This is a genomic window from Pseudomonas paeninsulae (assembly GCF_035621475.1).
Lineage (GTDB): Bacteria > Pseudomonadota > Gammaproteobacteria > Pseudomonadales > Pseudomonadaceae > Aquipseudomonas > Aquipseudomonas paeninsulae.
In genome coordinates this window covers 2,806,334-2,823,776 of the sequence record NZ_CP141799.1, presented here as the reverse complement: position 1 = coordinate 2,823,776, position 17,443 = coordinate 2,806,334, and the positions used below count along the sequence as shown (strand labels likewise).

Genomic DNA, 17,443 nt, shown 5'->3' with positions numbered 1-17,443 from the left:
TCACATCACCGCGCCAATTTGCCAAGGTAGGAATTCGTTATCGCCCAGCCCGTTTTCTTCGCTGCAGGTCTTGCGTCCGCTGGCTGTCGCCAGCATCAGTTCAAACAGTCGGGCACCGGCTTCGGCCACCGATAACTCACCATCGACGATGGCACCGGCATTGAAATCCATATCCAGTCGCATGCGCTCGAACAGTCGGGTATTGGTCGCGATTTTCAGGGACGGTGTCGGCTTGCAGCCATAGGTCGAACCGCGCCCCGTGGTGAAGCAAATGAGGTTGGCGCCCCCTGCGACCTGACCTGTGGCGGATACCGGGTCGTAGCCGGGTGTGTCCATGAATACCAAGCCGCCATGGCTGACTGTTTCGGCGTATTGATATACCGCCATCAGCCCACTACTGCCGGCTTTGGCGACGGCGCCCAAGGACTTCTCGAGAATGGTGGTGATCCCGCCAGCCTTGTTGCCGGGGGATGGGTTGTTGTTCATGTCACCATCATTATGACGTACGTAGTCTTCCCACCAGTGCACACGTTGCATCAACTTGTCGGCCACTTCCTGCGAGGCTGAACGTGCCGTCAGCAAATGCTCTGCGCCATAAATCTCAGGGGTTTCGGAGAGAATTGCGGTGCCGCCGTGACTGACCAGGATATCGACCGCGGCGCCCAGGGCCGGGTTGGCACTGATGCCTGAGTAACCATCTGAGCCGCCGCATTGCAGGCCGACGGTTAGGTGGCTGACGGGCACTCGGGTGCGTTGCGCGGCGTTGACGATGGGAAGCATCTGCTCAATCAGGGCAATCCCGCGTTTGACCGTGTCACGCGTGCCACCGGCATCCTGGATGACCAGACTGGCCATCAATTCAGCTGGCCGAGGGGTCAGTTCGCCGAGCAACGGGGTCAACTGATTGACCTCACAGCCAAGGCCAATCATCAAGATGCCGGCGAAATTGGCATGGTTGGCGTAACCGGCCAGCGTTCGCTTGAGAATGTCCATGCCATCGCCTTTGGCGCCCATGCCGCAACCGCTGCCATGGGTAATCGCGACTACGCCGTCGACGTTCGGATAGGCCTGTATCAGGTCATCGCGGAAGGCGTCAGCGATGTGTTTGCAGACCGTGGCCGAGCAATTGACGCTGGCAATGATGCCGATGTAATTGCGCGTGCCGACGCCTCCACCTAAACGGACGAAGCCTTCAAAGGTGGCCGTTTCTGCGGCGAGAGTGCTAGCCGCGTACGTGTTCTGCATGCTGTAGCCGGAGCTGGCTGTTGGCATGTCCAGATTATGCACGTGTACGTGGTCCCCCGGAGCGATTGGAGTGACAGCCTGGCCAATCACCTGACCATATTTGATCAGTGGTGAGCCTTGGGCGACGACTTTCAGGGCAATTTTGTGGCCCGAGGGGATGTCATTTCGGGCGAGCAAAATGCTGCCTTCGTATGCCACTTCACTGCCTTTGGCGATATCACGACGTGCCACTGCAACATCGTCACCGGGTGCCAGCACCAAGAGTAATTGGCTTTGCTCAGTCATATGCGCTCCTAAGCGAGGTATACAGGGTGGTTAGCAGTCGCTCGCAAGAGCCGCCTTGAGCTTGGGTTGTGCCAGGTCAGTGACTCGCTGCCCAGCAAGCTCGACGATGGGCAGCATTCGGCGAAGCTTTTTCATCGAGTGATTACCGGCAATATCGGCGATCCGGTGGTTGAGGAACGGATTGAGAAAGCGATCCCGTACCGTCTCCAGATAGGCTTGCGCGCTACTCATTTGGCCGAGGGCGGCAAACACCGGCAGCACTTCCTCGCTCCACATGGCTTCCAGATCCTCACGCAGTTCCTCGGAGTTCATAGCCTGGTACACGGTTTCATCGGCGTCGCGCTTGTCCAGCAACCAGCGCTCGGCCAGGTAGGTGTGACCCGCGTTGAGGATGAACAGCTTGAGCCGTTCGTAGTGATCGAGGTCATCGGTAACGACGATGGCGGGGTGCGTGCATGGCAGGGTCAACCCCGACTGCTGTTCTATCGCCCACAAAGCATAGGGTTCGGCCACTGCGCCAACTGGCTCGAGCGCCTGCGAGACGATCCGATCAACCAGCGAGTTGGCCCAACGGCACTGGAGCTTCAGGTAGTCGCAGAAGGCCTCATCCAACCCCCACTCCACGCCGAGTTCAATCACGATGTTGCGCAATATATCGCCATTACGCGCGACCAGCTCACAGGGGAACAGTGAGATCGGCTCATCCGGATTGGACTGCCAGCGACCATGTAACAGCACCAGCAGCTTTGCCGGAAAACTGATTGGCGCGCCGGCATCCGCAGCGAGTAAGTGAACGTTGTCGGTGTCAGTGAGGCCGTAACCCTGATCCCCGGTATTGGAGATAACCACCTTGATATCGCTGACGAAGGCCTGTCGTAGCAGCGGCCACTGGCTGGCAGCATGCACCGCCTGTTGCACAGATGACGACCAGCACATGATGTCGACGGGCTTGCCGTCTTGTAGGCCCTGAATATGCACCGGATAAGGCTCGCCAGATGCCAGTGCCTTGATGCGCGCAGTACTGCCTGGATTATCAGTGGTCTGGACCATGGCAATTTTGCCGATGGCCGCACCCTGCTCCAGCGCCTGCGAGACGAAAAAGTCGACGTGCGCCTGCAAAAACCGGCTGGTTCCAAACTGCACGATGGGTGCAAAGCAGTGCTGATCCATTACCTTGCTCCTAGCACTCAATGATGGCCTTGATGACACCCTGGCCTGGATCGAGCAGCGTTGAGAATTTCTCAGGAACATCACTCAGCGCCATGCGATGGGTGTTAAGCGCGGCATCTGGAATCAAGCCGTCGCGCAGGCACTGCTCGACATATTTGAAGTCCTCGGCGGTCGCGTTGCGGCTACCGAGAAGACTGGCCTCACGCTTGTGAAACTCAGGATCGGAGAACGTGATGGAATCGCGCACCACAGAAATCAGCACGTACTTGCCGCCGTGCGCGATAAATTCGAAACCGCGCTCCATGGCTTTCGAGTTTCCCGTGGCATCGAATACCACATCGAAGAAGTCGCCTTGAGTGAGCTCGCTGAGCTGCTGCTTATCGCTATTGCCAATCTTCACCGCAGCATCGACATTGAGTTGCTCAAGACAGAACTGCAGACGGTCATCGCGGGTATCCAGCACCGTGACGACGGCGCCGCGCAGCTTGGCAAAAATAGCGGCAGCCATACCTATAGGGCCCGTACCGACCACCAGCGCACGCTGGCCTGCTTTAACCTCCGAGCGGCGCACGCCGTGGGCGCCGATCGAGAGGAATTCGACCATGGCGGCCTGGTCGAGCGTGATGCCTTCAGCCTTGTGCACAAACTGGTGGGGCAGGCTCAGTAATTCGGTAAAGGCGCCGTCGCAATGAACCCCCAATACCTGGATTCGCGTACAGCAATTGGTCTTGCCTTGACGGCATGCCACGCAAGTACCGCAAGACAGATAAGGCATGACATAAACTGCATCACCGACTGCCAGGCCGCTGGCCTCATCGGTTTCGGCAACGATGCCCGAGAGCTCGTGCCCCATGACCCGCGGGTATTCAAGAAAAGGCTGATTACCGCTGAAGATATGCAGATCGGTACCACAAACACCCACGCGCTTGATCTTGACTAATGTTTCGTCTGCCGCACGTTCAGGGGCCTGACGGTCCTGGGATATTAATACACCGGGTTTTTCACAAGTAACAGTCAGCATTTTTCTCTCCAGACGAATAGCGGCGCTATTGCAGGGGGTTGGCGCGAAAACCGCACGACGCCACTAAATAAGCGCGGTGGATATTGCCGGAATAAATGTAATCAGAATCAAGGCCGCGAGCAGAGCAAGAAATAACAAGCCCGACTCTTTGATAAAATCGATGACACGAACCTTGGTGATATTGCAGACCAGCAACATAACAGTGCCCACTGGCGGCGTTAGCGTACCGATCGCCAGATTTAGAATCATGACAATACCGAAGTGTACCGGGTCAATGCCCAATTGATTGACTGCAGGCATCAGCAACGGCACTAGGATAATCATGATGGCAGTGCCTTCAATCAACATCCCCAGCAGCAACAGGACGGCATTGATTGCAATCAGGAATGTGTATTTATCCGAAGTCAAACCAACAATAAACTGTGCCAGTTGTTCGCCGGCATGTTCCAGCGAGAACACCCAGGCAATTGCCGAACTGGCCATGATCACCAGCATCACAGCCGAGGTTGATTTGGCTGTTTCAACCAACGCTTGAGTAACATGGGAGACCTTCATTTGCCTATAAATGAAGAAACCGATAATCAACACAATGGCCACTGCAAATGCACCGGCTTCGGTTGGTGTGAATATGTTGAAACGGATGCCGCCAATAATAGCGACGATAAGAATCAGTGCCGGCCAAGCTTCGCCCATGACACTGCCGACTTCCTGGCGGTCCGGCCAGTTTTGCCGTGTAGGTACATAGCCACGGCGTTTGCACACTATGTAGACGGTCAGCATCAGCAAGGCTGCACAGAGCAGGCCTGGTAGGATCCCGGCAACGAACATCTGGCCAATCGAAACGTCCGCCACCAAGCCATAAATGATCAGCGCAATGCCAGGCGGAATAATCGGTGTAATCAATGAGCCGCTAGCGGTTACAGCGGCAGCAAATGCTCGGCTGTAACCCTTTTTCTCCATCTCGGGAACCATCATCCGGCTGAGCATGGAGGCGTCTGCGAGATTGGACGCAGAAATGCCGCCCATCAGGGTGCTCAACAGAATATTGGCCAGGGCCATACCGCCGGTGAGTTTTCCAACCAGCAGATCCGCCACCTTAAGCATGCGCTCGGCAATGCCCGTATGACTCATCAACGTGCCAAGCAGAATGAAGAAGGGAATCGCCAGTAGCGAGTTGTTCTGGCTCGGGCCAATAAATTGTTGCACCGATATCTGCATCGGTATCGCGGCAAAGAACACGAAATAAAACAGTACGGCCAAAAACAGAGCCAAGAACAGACGCATGTTGACGGCAAACAAGCCCAGCATCAGCGCTGCGAGAATCGCCATATTCATATCTTGTTCTCCCGGCTGCCAACCGTTGCTGATGTGGCTTCTGGCTGATCTGTACGCTTGAGTTCACGGGCATAGCCGACCAGGCTGAATGCTAGATAACCTGCTATACCGATAGCCCCAACAGTCACTGCAATATCAATCCAGAACCAAGAGATTTGAAGGATCTGCGTGCGTTTGAACTGCGCCATCATCGATAGTGTGTAAGCGAGGAAGGCCATGTAAAGCAGGCCCAGAATTGATACGGCAGAGACTAAAAGATTGATTAGATTGCCGGCCTTTTTCGGCAGGCAATCGAGTAGCAGAGAAATGCTCAGGTGTTCTTTATCCCGCTCTGCGGCCACGCCGCCGATCATCACCACCCAGATCATGAGTAGACCGGAGACTTCTTCTGTCCACTGCAATGGACTGTCGAAGAAGTAACGCATGCTGGCAGCCGTAATGGTGATGACTACTAGCGCTAGCAAAATGCCGGCGGCAGCGTAGTCCCAGAGTTTTCCTAGTTTCATTGTTTAATCTCCTGCGAATACAGATGCACCGAGCTTGCGCGAGGGCTTATTCAGCCAGCTCTTTCTGAATTCGGTCATACAAGCCAAGTGTCCACTGGGGGTACTGGGTGTACACCACTGCAGAGGCTTGTTTGAACGGCACGGTATCGGGGTAGATGACCTCAACACCCTCTTGCTTCATCTTCTCGACCATCAACTGATCCGCTTCGCTGGTGATCGTCTGACTGTGCAGGCCGGCCTGATACGCCGTGTCATGAATCAGCTTCTGTTGCTCGGCAGACAAGGTGCTAAAGAAGGCTTCACCGCCGACAAACAATGACGTATTGGTGAGGTAGTTAACCATGCTCAGGTATTTGGCTTGTTCGTGCAGCTTTTGCCCATAGAGCACGGAAACGGGATTTTCCACGCCATCAATGACGCCCTGAGTCAGCGCTGGATACACCTCACCAAGCGGCATGGGGGTTGGCGTTGCACCCATCGCTTGAATGGCACTGACCTGCATTGGGTTATTCGGTACGCGAATCTTCAACCCTTGCAGGTCGGCTGGTGTTCTGATGGGTTTTTTCGCAAGAATCTGACGCACACCATACAGATAGTTGCTCATGACTATATGGATGCCTTTCTCTCGCAGCGCCTGATCTTTCTGCTTGAACCAGTCACTTTGATAGATTTTGAACAGTTGCTCCTGATTGTCGGTCAGGTAAGGGCCAAAGAGAATGCCCAGATCAGGGTCGAAGTCAGTCAGAAAGCCGACATCGGTAATGGTGATGACATTCATCCCCATCATGGCCTGTTCAGTCACATCTTTTTTAGAACCCAGACGCGAACTTGGGTACAGCTCCAGCTCGATCTCGTCATGACTTTGCGTTTTCAACAAGTCGGCCCAGTAGTGCATCACTTGGTCCAGTGGTTCACCTGGGTTGTTCTCGTAGGCAACTTTGATACTTAGCGGTGCCGCACTGGCGAACGGAATGGCAGTAAGCGTGATGAGACATGCAGTCGCAAAACCCGCAATTACTTTTTTCATCATAAGTCCTCTAATTATTTTTATCTGACAGAAGTCGCTCTGACTCAGTCAGGCTCACCCCATGTCTGTGCCGCAATGCGGTCACGCAGTGCTGAGGGGCGCGCCAACTTGGAGCCAATCTAATCCTTGACTCTTACCCCGTCAAGCAAAAATGAAACGCCGTTTCATAAAATTGCTTTGGTATACTGGGGCCGATTTTCACTGGGGGAACAGAGATGGATCGAGCCACCAACACGAATAACGAGTCAGTCACCGGGGTCATGCGCACCATGGCCATCCTCGATGCGTTGGGGGAGGTCGAGCGTGATAGCGGCGTCTCGGAGATCGCCCAGAAACTCGATATGTCGAAGAGCACCGTCTATCGCTTCCTGCAAACGCTCAAGAGCCTCGGCTATGTGATTCAGGATGAGGACGATCGCTACCGCTTGAGCGTCCGCCTGTTCGAACTGGGTGCTAAATCACTGCCTCAGCTGGACCTGGTGCGCGAGGCGGATCCGGCCATGCGCCATATCAATGCGCTGACCGGAGAAAGCGTGCACTTGGGCATTCTCGAGGCCGGCAACATCGTTTACGTACACAAGCTCGATTCGAGCTACAACCTGCGCATGTATTCACGGATCGGATTGCGGGCACCGCTCTATTGCACCGGCCTTGGCAAGGTCCTGATGGCATGGCTCGAAGAGAGCGAGGTGCGCAAGCATCTGGAAGGCGAAACATTTGAGCCGCGTACCGCCAATACCATCCCGAACATCGAGGTTTACCTGGAGGAGCTGGCGGAGATTCGCGCGCATGGTTATGGCGAGGATCGCGAGGAGTTCGAAACCAATATGCGCTGCCTGTCCGTTCCGCTGTATAACCGGATGGGAGTGGTGATTGCCGGCATGAGCGTGTCGTTCCCGTGTTTTCGCTTTCAGGAAGACCTCAAGGCCTCCTACGTGCGTGAACTGCTCGAAGCCGGCAGGGCCACGTCGCTGCGTCTGGGCTGCCCTCAAGAGTTTCTTGGGAACTTCGTGTAGCCCAGTGTGATCAGGGAAAAACGAGAGTTGTCGTGGAGGCTACGCCAACTCAATTAGAAACGCTCGCCGCCGCAACTCTCCAGGCGTACGATCATGAGCCCAAACCAGCCCGTTGCCTGCCCTTCATCCGCACCCGTGAAGTCGCCAGTACCCTGCGCCGGGACCGCTTAGCTAGGGACAGGCGACGTGCATACGCCCGTCAACCACCCACTCGTACAGGTCCAGGTCGCCGCACAGGGGCTGATGAAGAAAGGTCGCAAATAGGAGGCCATCATGCGTCAGGCCGATTCGGAGGACGTGTAGGCTGACTCGGCGCTGCAGCGCATCATCGTAGATGATGCGTCGGTCGAGGTACTCGGCGAGCGGATGCGTGAAAAGCTGGCCGGCTGGATCAGTCTGTCGATGCAGGAAGATCGACAGATGGATCGAGCCTTCTTTCTAAAGACATTCAACGGCAACGGCAGCTTCACCTATGACCGCTTCGGGTCGACTCCGGTCATTCGCGACCGGTAGATTCCGACCCAATATAGGACCTTGGATCCTTGATTTAGTCCTACGTCTCTCTCCGGCCAAGGGGGTTGGGCGGACTGATGAAAGACCGTTACCTACCTGACAAATCCACCTAGGAACGTGAGAGGCAATCTCGATTTAACATGGACGTATATGCCAGTTAACACTGATCACTGCTTCGCTCATAAGTCACGGGTAATATCCAATATTTCCAGTGGAACAGAAAAAAGCCCGGTACTGGACCGGGCAAAGTTGTCGCTGAGCAAATCTGGGATCAAGCGTCAGCGAGGATTAGATCGGCGCCTTTTTCGGCCACCATCATCGCGGCCGCGTTCGTGTTGCCTGAGGTGACGTTGGGGAAGATCGAAGCATCGACGATTCGCAGCCCTCTCAGTCCATGCACCTTGAGATGCTTGTCGACCACCGAGGTCTGGGCGTCGCTACCCATCGCGCAGGAACCACATAGGTGGTAAATGGAGCCAGAGTTTTCGCGGAAGTACTGCAGCATGCCTGCCTCGTCGTTCACGCGGGGGCCGGGAAGCACTTCCTCCACGGTGATCTTTTTCAGCGCCGAGGTGTTCATGATCTTTCGGATCAGTTTGCTGCCTTGGATAGCTTCATCGATGTCCTTCTGAGTACTGAGGTAGTTCAGACGGATCAGCGCAGCGTCGGCCGGGTTATTCGAGGCTATCTCGATACAACCGCGGCTGGTGGGACGGCAGGGGTTGAAACACAGAAGGAAGCCGGAGTAAGGCTCGGGTTTGAGGCTGGCCTTTTTGCTTTTCGGGATCTGATACGACAGCGGGTTGAAATACAGTTGTAGGTTGGGGTGCGCAGTACGCTCATCGCCACGAAAGAAACCGCCAGCCTGGTTGACGCTCATGGCCAGCGCTCCTTTGCGGGTCAATAGGTACTGTAGGCCGAGCTTGAGTTGGCCGAACAGCGAGTTCAGGTCATCATTGAGGGTGGCAACATTGGCCCTGTAGTAGTAGCTGGCGCAGAGGTGATCCTGCAGGTTCTGGCCCACGGCCGGCAGGTGGTGCACCACCGGGATGGCATGCTTCTCCAGTAGCGCCAGATCGGCTACGCCGGACAGCTGTAGCAGCTTGGGTGAGTCCACCGCGCCGGCGGCCAGAATGACTTCCTTATTGGCGTTGAAGGTGCGTGCTACGCCGCGTTGGCGGATGAGAATGCCGATCGCACGTTTCTCCGAATTGAACAGCACGCGTTCGACCTGGGCGTGATGTTCGATGCGCAGGTTGGTACGCGACAACGCCGGATGCAGATAGGCGAAACTGCTGGAGCAGCGCTGACCGTTCCTGGTGTTGACGTCGTACAGGCCGGCACCTTCGAAATCCTTGCCGTTGAAGTCTTCACTGCGCTTGTAGCCGAGTTGCTCGCAGCCTTCGATGAAGGTGTCGCAGATAGGATGCGTGTGGCCCTTCATAGGGCTGATGTGAATCGGCCCGCTAGCACCGTGGTACTCGGTATCGCCCAAGGGGTGACTTTCCAGCTTCTTGAAGTAGGGCAGCACGTCCTTGAACGACCAGCCGTCATTGCCACCTGCAGCCCAATCATCAAAGTCGTGTGCCTGGCCGCGCACGTAGATCATCGCGTTGATCGAGCCGGAGCCGCCTTGCACCTTCCCGCGTGGGGCATAGATGGCGCGGTTGGCGAGTTGTTGCTCGGGCTGGCTGTAGTACATCCAGTTGTGGGTCGGGTTGTAGTACATCTTGGCGAATCCGACCGGGATCCTGAACCAGGGGGAGCTGTCCTTGCCGCCGGCTTCCAGGAGCAGCACCGAGTGCTCGCCGGATGCCGACAGTCGGTTGGCTAGGATGCAACCGGCGGAGCCTGCACCCACGATAATGTAGTCATACGTCATAGCTGATTACCGCGTAAGTCGTTTAACGAGCCACTGGCATAAAGCCAGTTGGCTGCGCAGGATATTTCCCGCATAGGGTGGGAAAGGGCGGTCGCTCAACCCAGGGCGGTGGCGGTGTGTTTCACATCGATGGGGTCTGGACCCATTTGCAGGTGAAGGCGTTGGCCGGTGTAAGGCGAGTGCTTGCGCACCACGTCCATGTTTAGCTCGACCCCCAGGCCAGGCTCTTTCGACGGAATGATGTAGCCGTCCTCCCATTGCAGCGGCTGCTTCAGCACCTCGGCATGGAAGCCACCCCAAGTCTCGATGCTTTCCTGGATCAGGAAGTTTGGCGTGCAGGCGGCCAGCTGGAAGCTGGCCGCGGCGCCGATGGGGCCGTTGTAGAGGTGCGGGGCGATCTGGGCGTAGTAGACCTCGGCCATGCTGGCGATCTTTTTTGCCTCCAGTAGGCCGCCGCAGCGGCCAACATTCATCTGCAGTATCGAGGCGCCGCCGGCCTGCAGCAACTTGTGGAATTCGTACTTGGTGGTCAGGCGCTCACCACTGGCGACGGGGATGCTGGTCTTCGCCGCGACCTGCGCCATGGCTTGCTCCTGGCCCGGCGGCACCGGTTCTTCGAACCACAGTGGATCGTATGGCTCCAGACGCTGTGCCAGACGGATGGCCGAGGACGGCACCATCTGCCCGTGGGTGCCGAACAACAGGTCGCAGCGGTTACCCACGGCCTCGCGGATCTTGCGGCAGAAGGTCTCGCAGCGTTCCAGCACCTCCAGGGAGATTTGATGGCCGGAGAAGGCGGTGTAGGGGCCGGCCGGATCGAATTTGACCGCAGTGAATCCCAGCTCCATGTTTTTTACTGCGCACTCGGCGGCTAGGTCCGGGTCGTCGTAGTCGTACTCGCCTCGGCTATTGCGCGGATAGAGGTAGGTGTAGGAACGCAAGCGCTGATTCACCAAGCCGCCGAGTAGTTCATACACCGGTTTGTTGGCAGCCTTGCCGATGATGTCCCAGCAGGCCATCTCCAGGCCCGAGACCACGCCCATCATGGTCAGGTCAGGGCGCTGTGTGAAACCGCTGGAGTAGGCTTGACGGAAGAAGCGCTCTATGTGGTGCGGATCTTGATCGAGCAGGTAGCGCTCGAACACATCCTCGATGATCGGCAGCATGGCTTTGGGGCCGAAGGTCGCCGCGTAGATCTCGCCAACACCCTCGATACCGCAGTCAGTCTTGATCTTGACGAACAGCCAGTACATTCCGCCGATGTGCGGTGGCGGCACGGCGACAATATGGGTTTCAAGAGAGACGATTTTCATATCAGGCACCTGCCTTGTTGCGAGTTATGTTGTGGAGCACCAGGGCGGCTAAGGTGCCCAGGGCGCCGATGAAAGCGATGTAGCCGAAATAGATTTGATAACCGAGGAGGCCCGGGAAGGCATCGGTGATCCAGCCGTTGATCAGCGGGATGAACACATCGGGCGAGTAGCCGATTACCGAGATGATGCCGATGGCCAGGCCGGTGATGCGTGCAGGAATGTCGCAGCGATCGAGGATCGCCCAGTACAGGCCTCGAATGGCGTAGGTCAGCAGGCCGATGAGCAGCACCAGGGCGATCAGCAGGCCGAGGCTGTTCAGGCCGGGGAAGACAATCAGACCGAGCATGCCCAGGCTGGCCAGGGCGAGCGCCACTATCAACACCGCAGTGTTGGATAACTTGTCACCCAGGTAGCCACCGCCGATGCCGCCGATCGGGCGCATCCATAGCTTGGCGGTAGTGATGGCACCGGCCATCACCGCACTGAGGCCGAAACTGCCCTCTTGCAGGTAGGCAGAGAAGCTGTAGGTGGCCCAGAAGATGTGGTAGCCGCAGAATACGATGGCGGCCACCAGCCAGAGTTCGGGGATGCGCGCCAGGGTCCTGAGATCGCGGAGCAGGTCGTTCTTTTGCGGTTCGACTGGTGTTGTTTCTGAGTCGCTCGGATGGGCATCTTTCACCCCGAAGAGTAGAGCGCCAATGAGGATGCAGCTGAAGGCATAGAGGTAGACCACATGACTAAAGCCGACCTTGAGCGACTGACCTTGGGTTTCCGTGGCATAGGCGAACAGGGCGATGGCGGCTGTGGCCAGTAGCGCTTCCACTACGCCTCGGCCTCCATCGAGGATGCCGAAGAAGCGGCCCTGTTCGGCGTGTCCGGCGAGCATCTTTATCCGCTTGATCACCGAGGCCCAGAACGTCAGGCCGGTGCTGATGCCCCAGCAGGCGTAGATCATCAGTAGAGCCTGGAAGTTCGGGGTGGTGGCGTACCAGAGGGCAAGCAGGCCAGTGGCTCCCAGAGAGAAGCTGATCAGCAAGCGCGGCGCGATACGGTCGGCGAGCCAGCCGCTGGGCAGGTAGCTGACCATAAACAGGATGCCGAGCATGGAGTAGAGGTAGCCGAGCTCGGTATTGCTGATGGCAAAAACATCGAGCATGGTGCTCTGGTACACCTGGCGCAGATAGAGCACCGGGTAGATGGCCCCGGCTGCCAGCACTAACAGCAGAAGTTGCAGGTAGCGCTGGGCTTTGCCTGTGTCGTGGCCGACGGGCATGGCGCTCAGGTGAATGGTGGACTTGGACATCGAGGCAACCTCGGGTGGCGCTTCACTGTTGTTCACTAAGCCTGCGCGCCGTAAGCGCGCAGGGGGGGGGCACAGTTCAGTACTTCATTACCACCAGGCGGGTCTGGGTGAATTCGAGCATGCCGTGTTTGCCGTCATCGCCGCCTAGGCCTGAGCGTTTCCAGCCTGCGTGGTAGCCCTGGTAGGGGTCTGCCGGTGTGCGGTTGACGTACAGTTCGCCGGCTTCGATGTTGTTGGCCACCTTCAGCGCAGTCTTGTAGCTCTCGGTATAGAGTACGGAGGACAGGCCGAACTGATGATCGTTGGCCATGGCCAGCGCTTCGTCGATATCCCGGTATTTGAGCACCGGCATGATCGGGCCGAAGGTTTCTTCCTGAACGATTTCCATGTCCTGGCGGCAACCGCTGAGCAGGGTGGCCGGGTAGAAGTGGCCCTTGCCAGAGGGTAGCTGGCCGCCGGTTTCAATGGCGGCACCCGCGGCGACAGCGCGCTCGACCATCGCGTGGATGTTCCGCTGCGCACTGGCGTTGACCAGCGGACCCATTAGGCTGGAATCCTCGGCGCGGTCGCCGATGCGCACTGCCGCCATCTTTTCTTTAAGCAGAGCCAGGAAGCGGTCGTGCACGCTTTCCTGCACATAGACCCGTTCGATGGCGGTACACAGTTGGCCGCAGTGGGTGGTCTTGGAGGCCACGAGGTCACTTGCGGCCCTCTCCAGGTCGGCGTCGGCCTCGATGATAGCCGGGGTTTTGCCGCCAAGTTCCAGGGACGGCTTGGCGATATTGGTTTTGCAGTATTCCAGCACTGTGCGACCTGCGTTGACGCTGCCAGTGAGGGTAATCAGGCCAACCGCCGGGTGAGTACAGAGGTGGGCGGCGGTGGCGTGGTCCATGGTCAGCACGTTCAGCACGCCAGCCGGCAGTCCAGCCTGCTGCGCCGCCTTGGCGATCTCGAATGCCGAGGTCGGGGTGTTGTTGCTCGGCCGCACTACCACGGTGTTGCCGGTGATCAGCGCGGGCGCCACTTTGCGTAGCAGGGTATAGACCGGGTAGTTGAATGGGATCAGGCAGGCCACGACCCCAATCGGTTCTCGTTGCAGAAAGAGGTTCTCATCCGGCGTATCGCTGGGGATGATCTCGCCTTCGATTCGGCGCGCCCATTCGGCATGGTAGCGGGTGATCTCGGCGGCGTAGCGTGCTTCGTTGCTGGCGTCCTGCAGGCTTTTGCCTGACTCGGCCGTCAGGGCCTGACCGATGGCTTCGGCATTCGCTGTCAGGGCGTCAGCGAAACGGCGCAGGTGTTCGGCGCGCTCGATGCTGGTCAGTTTGCCCCAGTGCTTCTGCGCGGCTGCAGCTGCCTCGACCGCCCGTATGGCCTCTTCGGCTGTGGCGGCGGGAACTTGGGCGATCAGCGCTTCGGTGGCCGGGTTGTAAACGGAAATGAGCGCAGGGCTCGCGGGAGCGACGAACTGGCCGTCTAGGAAAATCTGATCATGTCGCATCTGTAAGTACCTGGCGTGTGGCTGATCTTCGATCCCGGGCACGGGCCGTGGGGAGCCCGGGCGAGACCCGGGCTAGGGGGCTAGAAAATATCCAGCGGGTACTGCGTGATAATCCGCACCTGATTGACGTCGCCGTCCGCTTGCGCCGAGTTGGCGCGATGAACGGTCTGCTGCAAGGTCAGCGAGAGGTTCTTGGCCGGGCCACTCTGCACCACGTATTGCGCCTGGATGTCTCGTTCCCAGTGCTTGCCGTTGTCGCCCAAGGCGGCGTAGTAGGCATAGGCGCCGCTGGGATCGACCTGGCTGTTTTCGATGTTGCTGCCACGCAGGTAGCGAGTCATCAGGCTCAGGCCGGGAATGCCGAACTTGGCCATGTCGAGGTCGTAGCGTACTTGCCAGGAGCGCTCGTTGGGCGAGTTGAAGTCCGAGTAGAGTACCGAGTTGGCCAGGTAGATCGAGTCGCCGTCGCCGAGGTAATCGAAGGGTTGATCTCCATCGATGCGCTGGTAGGCCAGGGTGAACTTGTGTGCGCCCAGGGCTAGGCTGGAGTAGGCGCTCCAGCTATTGGTGTCGATTATGCCGGCTAAGGCGCGGCCCTCGTCGCGGGTGCGGTAGAGGTTGGCGCCCAGGGCCAGGTTGCGCGCCTGGCCGAGGTCGAAGCTGTGGGCGAGGCTGACGTAAGTCTGGTTCCAGACGTCCTCGAACTGCGCCTGGTAGAGACTTAGCAGCGGGCCATTGGCGAACTGGTAATCACCGCCAAAGTAGCTGGCCGAGCGGTAGGCCGTGCCACCGTACTCGGTGGTCATCTCGCCGTTATGGTTGCTGCTGGCCTTGTTCTTCGCTGCATGCAGGTGGCCGCCCTGCAGGCTCAGGCCGTCGAAGTAGCTGCCTTGTAGCGATACGCCCTGGAAACTCTGCGGCAACAGGCGGCCATCGCCGCGCTGGAACACCGGTGTAATCGGGAATAGGTCTCCGGCTTTCAACTCGGTGTCGAAGGCGCGCAACTTGAGGGCGGCGCCGGCGCTGGAGTAGTCGTCCTCGGCGCGACGCTGGCTATCGAGCGGCAGCAGGTTGGAGCCCGAGGTGCCGCCTCCGCTGTCGAGTTTCACCCCCAGCAGGGCGTGGGCATCCAGGCCGACGCCTACGGTCCCAGCACTGTAGCCGGAGCTGTAGAGCGCCTGAAAGCCATGCGCCCACTCCTCGCGATAGCTCTGCTGACGACCGTTGAAGGCGCCATCGCCACGGCTGCGAAAGTCGCGGTTGAAGTAGAAGTTGCGGTTGATCAGCTTGAGCGTGCTGCCGTCGATGAAGCCATCGCTGTTGGAGGCCTCGCTGGCGGCCAACAGAGGCAGGCTGACCGGCAGAAGACTCAGAACAAGCGCGGACAGCAGACTTTTGGCAGGAGCGTTGGGCAGGACAAAACGGGAGTGGGGCACGGGTCAATCCTCGGTTGTTGTTATTTGAGGTCGGCCGGCAGTCTTGCGAAGGGGAGGCGATTCGACAAACGACTAATTTGTCGATCAAACATACGTAAAGCGCATGTTACTCCTGGCAATGGATAGGAGGAGTGCGCAAATGTTTAGCTATGAGATTAAATCAATGCCCCTTGAGATTTAATGGTTTTAGCCCGCCCGCACCGGGGTGGTAAAAATCGTCGCAGCCAGCCTGACTGGTTCAGCTCTCTCTAAAACAACAATGAGCACCGCGACTATGAAAACCATCCGTCACTTGACGTTCTGGCCCGCCTTTATCTGTCTGCTGCTAACCGTCTACTTCACCACTGTCGATAAGCCCGGCTTCATAGCAGCCACCTCGGCACTGAACAACATGGTCATCGCTAACTTCGCCTGGTTGTTGAATAGCGGTGCGGTATTCCTAGTGGGAGTCTGCGCCTACGCGTACTTCTCCAAGGCGGCCGATATCCGCATCGGTGGCGCCGAGGCCACGCCGCTGCTGTCTCCGTTCAAATGGTTTGCTGTATCACTGACCGCGGTCATCGCCATGGGCATCCTGTTCTGGGGCGCGGCCGAGCCGGTGCTGCACTTTCGCGAGCCGCCAGCCTTCCTCGGCCTGGAAGCCGGCTCCAGCGGCGCCATGCAGTTCGCCATGTCGACCATGTTTGTGCACTGGACCATCACGCCCTACAGCATCTACACCGCCACGGCGCTGGCCTTCGCCCTGGCCTTCCACAATTTAAAGATGCCGTTCTCGATCGGCAGTCTGTTGCGTCCGCTGCTGGGACGGTATGTGGATGGACTGGGTGGTCAGTTGATCGACGCACTGGCGCTGTTTGCCGTGATCATCGGCATGTCGGCCACTCTCAATAGCGGCCTCCTGGCTATCGGCGATGGCTTCAGCTACCTGATGGGCATCGAGAAGTCGCCGCTGCTCTACGCGGTGATCGCTATCGTGATCATCGGCGGTACCTTGATGTCGGCGGCGTCCGGCCTGCACCGCGGTATCCAGGGGCTGGCGCGGATCAATACCTGGCTGTACTTCGTCGGCCTGGGATTCATCTTTCTGGTCGGCCCTACCGCCTTCATCCTCGGCCTGGGCACCGAGTCGCTGGGCGTGTATTTGACCCATTTCTTCGAGCGTAACCTGGTAACCGGCACCGCTGCCCAGGACCAGTGGGCTGGCTGGTGGACCACTGCCTACTTCGCCAGCTGGTTCGGCTGGGCCCCGGTTACCTGCCTGTTCCTCGGTCGAATCGCCCGCGGCTATACCGTACGCCAGTTCATCACGGTCAACCTGCTGTTGCCGTCGCTGTTCGGTTTCATCTGGTTCAGCGTGATCAGCGGCAGCACCCTGTTCTTCGACCTGAGCTCAAACGGTGGCTTGTACCAGGTGTACAAGGACCAGGGCCTGGCGAGCGTGACCTACAGCCTGTTTGAACACTTGCCGGGCAGCCTAGTGCTCAGCGTGCTGTTCATCTTCGCCTGCTTCATCACCTTTATCACTGCCGCTGACTCCAATACCGATGTGATCGGCGCGCTCTGCACTCGTGGTGTCAGCGCCGAAAACCCGCGCTCGCCACTCTGGGTCAAGGCGGTCTGGGGCGGTGCCATCGCCTTCGTGGCCTGGGTGAGTGCCAGCTACATCGGCGCCGAAGGCATTCGCATGCTGATGAACCTGGCCGGCCTGCCCGGCGCCCTGATCTGTATCGGCGCCGGTTTCGCCCTGCTGCGGATTCTGCGCGGTCTGACTTCGCCGGCACCGGCACCGCTTTCACAGGCGCACAGCTCACTGCCGGTAGATGACTCGCAATCCCCCGTCGCTCAGCCGCTGCTGGGTAATTCTTGATACTCCCTGAACATCTGTGAGGC

General features: G+C 58.2%; 14 protein-coding genes. 3 read left to right on the top strand and 11 right to left on the bottom strand.

Annotated elements, in window-relative coordinates; translation table 11 throughout:
* The 6 genes from VCJ09_RS13065 to VCJ09_RS13040 form a co-directional block, all read right to left on the bottom strand.
* Positions 1-1,530, bottom strand: a complete 1,530-nt coding sequence (locus VCJ09_RS13065; protein ID WP_324730622.1) for a UxaA family hydrolase — start codon at positions 1,528-1,530, stop codon at positions 1-3.
* A 30-nt stretch (positions 1,531-1,560) separates the two neighbouring features.
* Positions 1,561-2,700 (bottom strand): mannitol dehydrogenase family protein, encoded by a 1,140-nt coding sequence (locus tag VCJ09_RS13060; RefSeq protein WP_324730621.1) that lies wholly within the window; start codon positions 2,698-2,700, stop codon positions 1,561-1,563.
* A 10-nt stretch (positions 2,701-2,710) separates the two neighbouring features.
* Positions 2,711-3,721 (bottom strand): zinc-binding alcohol dehydrogenase family protein, encoded by a 1,011-nt coding sequence (locus tag VCJ09_RS13055; RefSeq protein WP_324730620.1) that lies wholly within the window; start codon positions 3,719-3,721, stop codon positions 2,711-2,713.
* A 63-nt stretch (positions 3,722-3,784) separates the two neighbouring features.
* Positions 3,785-5,056 (bottom strand): TRAP transporter large permease, encoded by a 1,272-nt coding sequence (locus VCJ09_RS13050; protein ID WP_324730619.1) that lies wholly within the window; start codon positions 5,054-5,056, stop codon positions 3,785-3,787.
* On the bottom strand, positions 5,053-5,562 hold the full coding sequence (locus VCJ09_RS13045; RefSeq protein WP_324730618.1) for a TRAP transporter small permease: 510 nt from the start codon (positions 5,560-5,562) through the stop codon (positions 5,053-5,055). The genes VCJ09_RS13050 and VCJ09_RS13045 overlap by 4 nt, the downstream gene beginning before the upstream one ends.
* A 46-nt stretch (positions 5,563-5,608) precedes the next feature.
* Positions 5,609-6,589: a C4-dicarboxylate TRAP transporter substrate-binding protein gene (locus tag VCJ09_RS13040; protein ID WP_324730617.1), complete on the bottom strand. Its 981-nt coding sequence runs from the start codon at positions 6,587-6,589 to the stop codon at positions 5,609-5,611.
* 215 nt (positions 6,590-6,804) lie between these two features.
* Here VCJ09_RS13040 and kdgR point away from each other — a divergent pair, with 215 nt between their 5' ends.
* Complete coding sequence (gene kdgR / locus VCJ09_RS13035; protein ID WP_324730616.1) at positions 6,805-7,605, top strand: DNA-binding transcriptional regulator KdgR; 801 nt, start codon at positions 6,805-6,807, stop codon at positions 7,603-7,605.
* Between the two features lie 366 nt (positions 7,606-7,971).
* Complete coding sequence (locus VCJ09_RS13030) at positions 7,972-8,118, top strand: hypothetical protein (RefSeq protein WP_324730615.1); 147 nt, start codon at positions 7,972-7,974, stop codon at positions 8,116-8,118.
* Between the two features lie 271 nt (positions 8,119-8,389).
* On the opposite strand, the gene VCJ09_RS13025 is transcribed toward VCJ09_RS13030, so the two are convergent.
* From VCJ09_RS13025 to VCJ09_RS13005, 5 genes are all read right to left on the bottom strand, one after another.
* Entirely contained in the window at positions 8,390-10,000 is a 1,611-nt protein-coding gene (locus tag VCJ09_RS13025; RefSeq protein ID WP_324730614.1) for a GMC family oxidoreductase, read from the bottom strand.
* A 95-nt stretch (positions 10,001-10,095) separates the two neighbouring features.
* Positions 10,096-11,313 carry a mandelate racemase/muconate lactonizing enzyme family protein gene (locus tag VCJ09_RS13020; RefSeq protein WP_324730613.1) on the bottom strand — a complete coding sequence of 406 codons (1,218 nt, stop codon included), beginning with the start codon at positions 11,311-11,313 and terminating at the stop codon, positions 10,096-10,098.
* Position 11,314: 1 nt separating this feature from the next.
* Entirely contained in the window at positions 11,315-12,616 is a 1,302-nt protein-coding gene (locus VCJ09_RS13015) for an MFS transporter (protein WP_407692967.1), read from the bottom strand.
* A 76-nt stretch (positions 12,617-12,692) separates the two neighbouring features.
* Positions 12,693-14,117: an aldehyde dehydrogenase gene (gene aldA, locus VCJ09_RS13010; protein WP_324730612.1), complete on the bottom strand. Its 1,425-nt coding sequence runs from the start codon at positions 14,115-14,117 to the stop codon at positions 12,693-12,695.
* An 80-nt stretch (positions 14,118-14,197) separates the two neighbouring features.
* Positions 14,198-15,553: an OprD family porin gene (locus tag VCJ09_RS13005; RefSeq protein ID WP_324730611.1), complete on the bottom strand. Its 1,356-nt coding sequence runs from the start codon at positions 15,551-15,553 to the stop codon at positions 14,198-14,200.
* 274 nt (positions 15,554-15,827) lie between these two features.
* Here VCJ09_RS13005 and VCJ09_RS13000 point away from each other — a divergent pair, with 274 nt between their 5' ends.
* A complete protein-coding gene (locus VCJ09_RS13000) occupies positions 15,828-17,420 on the top strand; it encodes a BCCT family transporter (RefSeq protein ID WP_324730610.1) in 1,593 nt (530 codons plus the stop codon).
* Positions 17,421-17,443: the final 23 nt, after the last annotated feature.

What these genes read in the sequence shown, in the direction of transcription:
- VCJ09_RS13000 (WP_324730610.1), top strand. Translation starts at nt 15,828, where the DNA reads ATGAAAACCATCCGTCACTTGACGTTCTGGCCCGCCTTTATCTGTCTG.
- VCJ09_RS13025 (WP_324730614.1), bottom strand. Translation starts at nt 10,000, where the DNA reads ATGACGTATGACTACATTATCGTGGGTGCAGGCTCCGCCGGTTGCATC.
- VCJ09_RS13055 (WP_324730620.1), bottom strand. Translation starts at nt 3,721, where the DNA reads ATGCTGACTGTTACTTGTGAAAAACCCGGTGTATTAATATCCCAGGAC.
- VCJ09_RS13040 (WP_324730617.1), bottom strand. Translation starts at nt 6,589, where the DNA reads ATGAAAAAAGTAATTGCGGGTTTTGCGACTGCATGTCTCATCACGCTT.
- VCJ09_RS13065 (WP_324730622.1), bottom strand. Translation starts at nt 1,530, where the DNA reads ATGACTGAGCAAAGCCAATTACTCTTGGTGCTGGCACCCGGTGACGAT.
- kdgR (WP_324730616.1), top strand. Translation starts at nt 6,805, where the DNA reads ATGGATCGAGCCACCAACACGAATAACGAGTCAGTCACCGGGGTCATG.
- VCJ09_RS13015 (WP_407692967.1), bottom strand. Translation starts at nt 12,616, where the DNA reads ATGTCCAAGTCCACCATTCACCTGAGCGCCATGCCCGTCGGCCACGAC.
- VCJ09_RS13050 (WP_324730619.1), bottom strand. Translation starts at nt 5,056, where the DNA reads ATGAATATGGCGATTCTCGCAGCGCTGATGCTGGGCTTGTTTGCCGTC.
- VCJ09_RS13060 (WP_324730621.1), bottom strand. Translation starts at nt 2,700, where the DNA reads ATGGATCAGCACTGCTTTGCACCCATCGTGCAGTTTGGAACCAGCCGG.
- VCJ09_RS13045 (WP_324730618.1), bottom strand. Translation starts at nt 5,562, where the DNA reads ATGAAACTAGGAAAACTCTGGGACTACGCTGCCGCCGGCATTTTGCTA.
- aldA (WP_324730612.1), bottom strand. Translation starts at nt 14,117, where the DNA reads ATGCGACATGATCAGATTTTCCTAGACGGCCAGTTCGTCGCTCCCGCG.
- VCJ09_RS13030 (WP_324730615.1), top strand. Translation starts at nt 7,972, where the DNA reads ATGCGTGAAAAGCTGGCCGGCTGGATCAGTCTGTCGATGCAGGAAGAT.
- VCJ09_RS13020 (WP_324730613.1), bottom strand. Translation starts at nt 11,313, where the DNA reads ATGAAAATCGTCTCTCTTGAAACCCATATTGTCGCCGTGCCGCCACCG.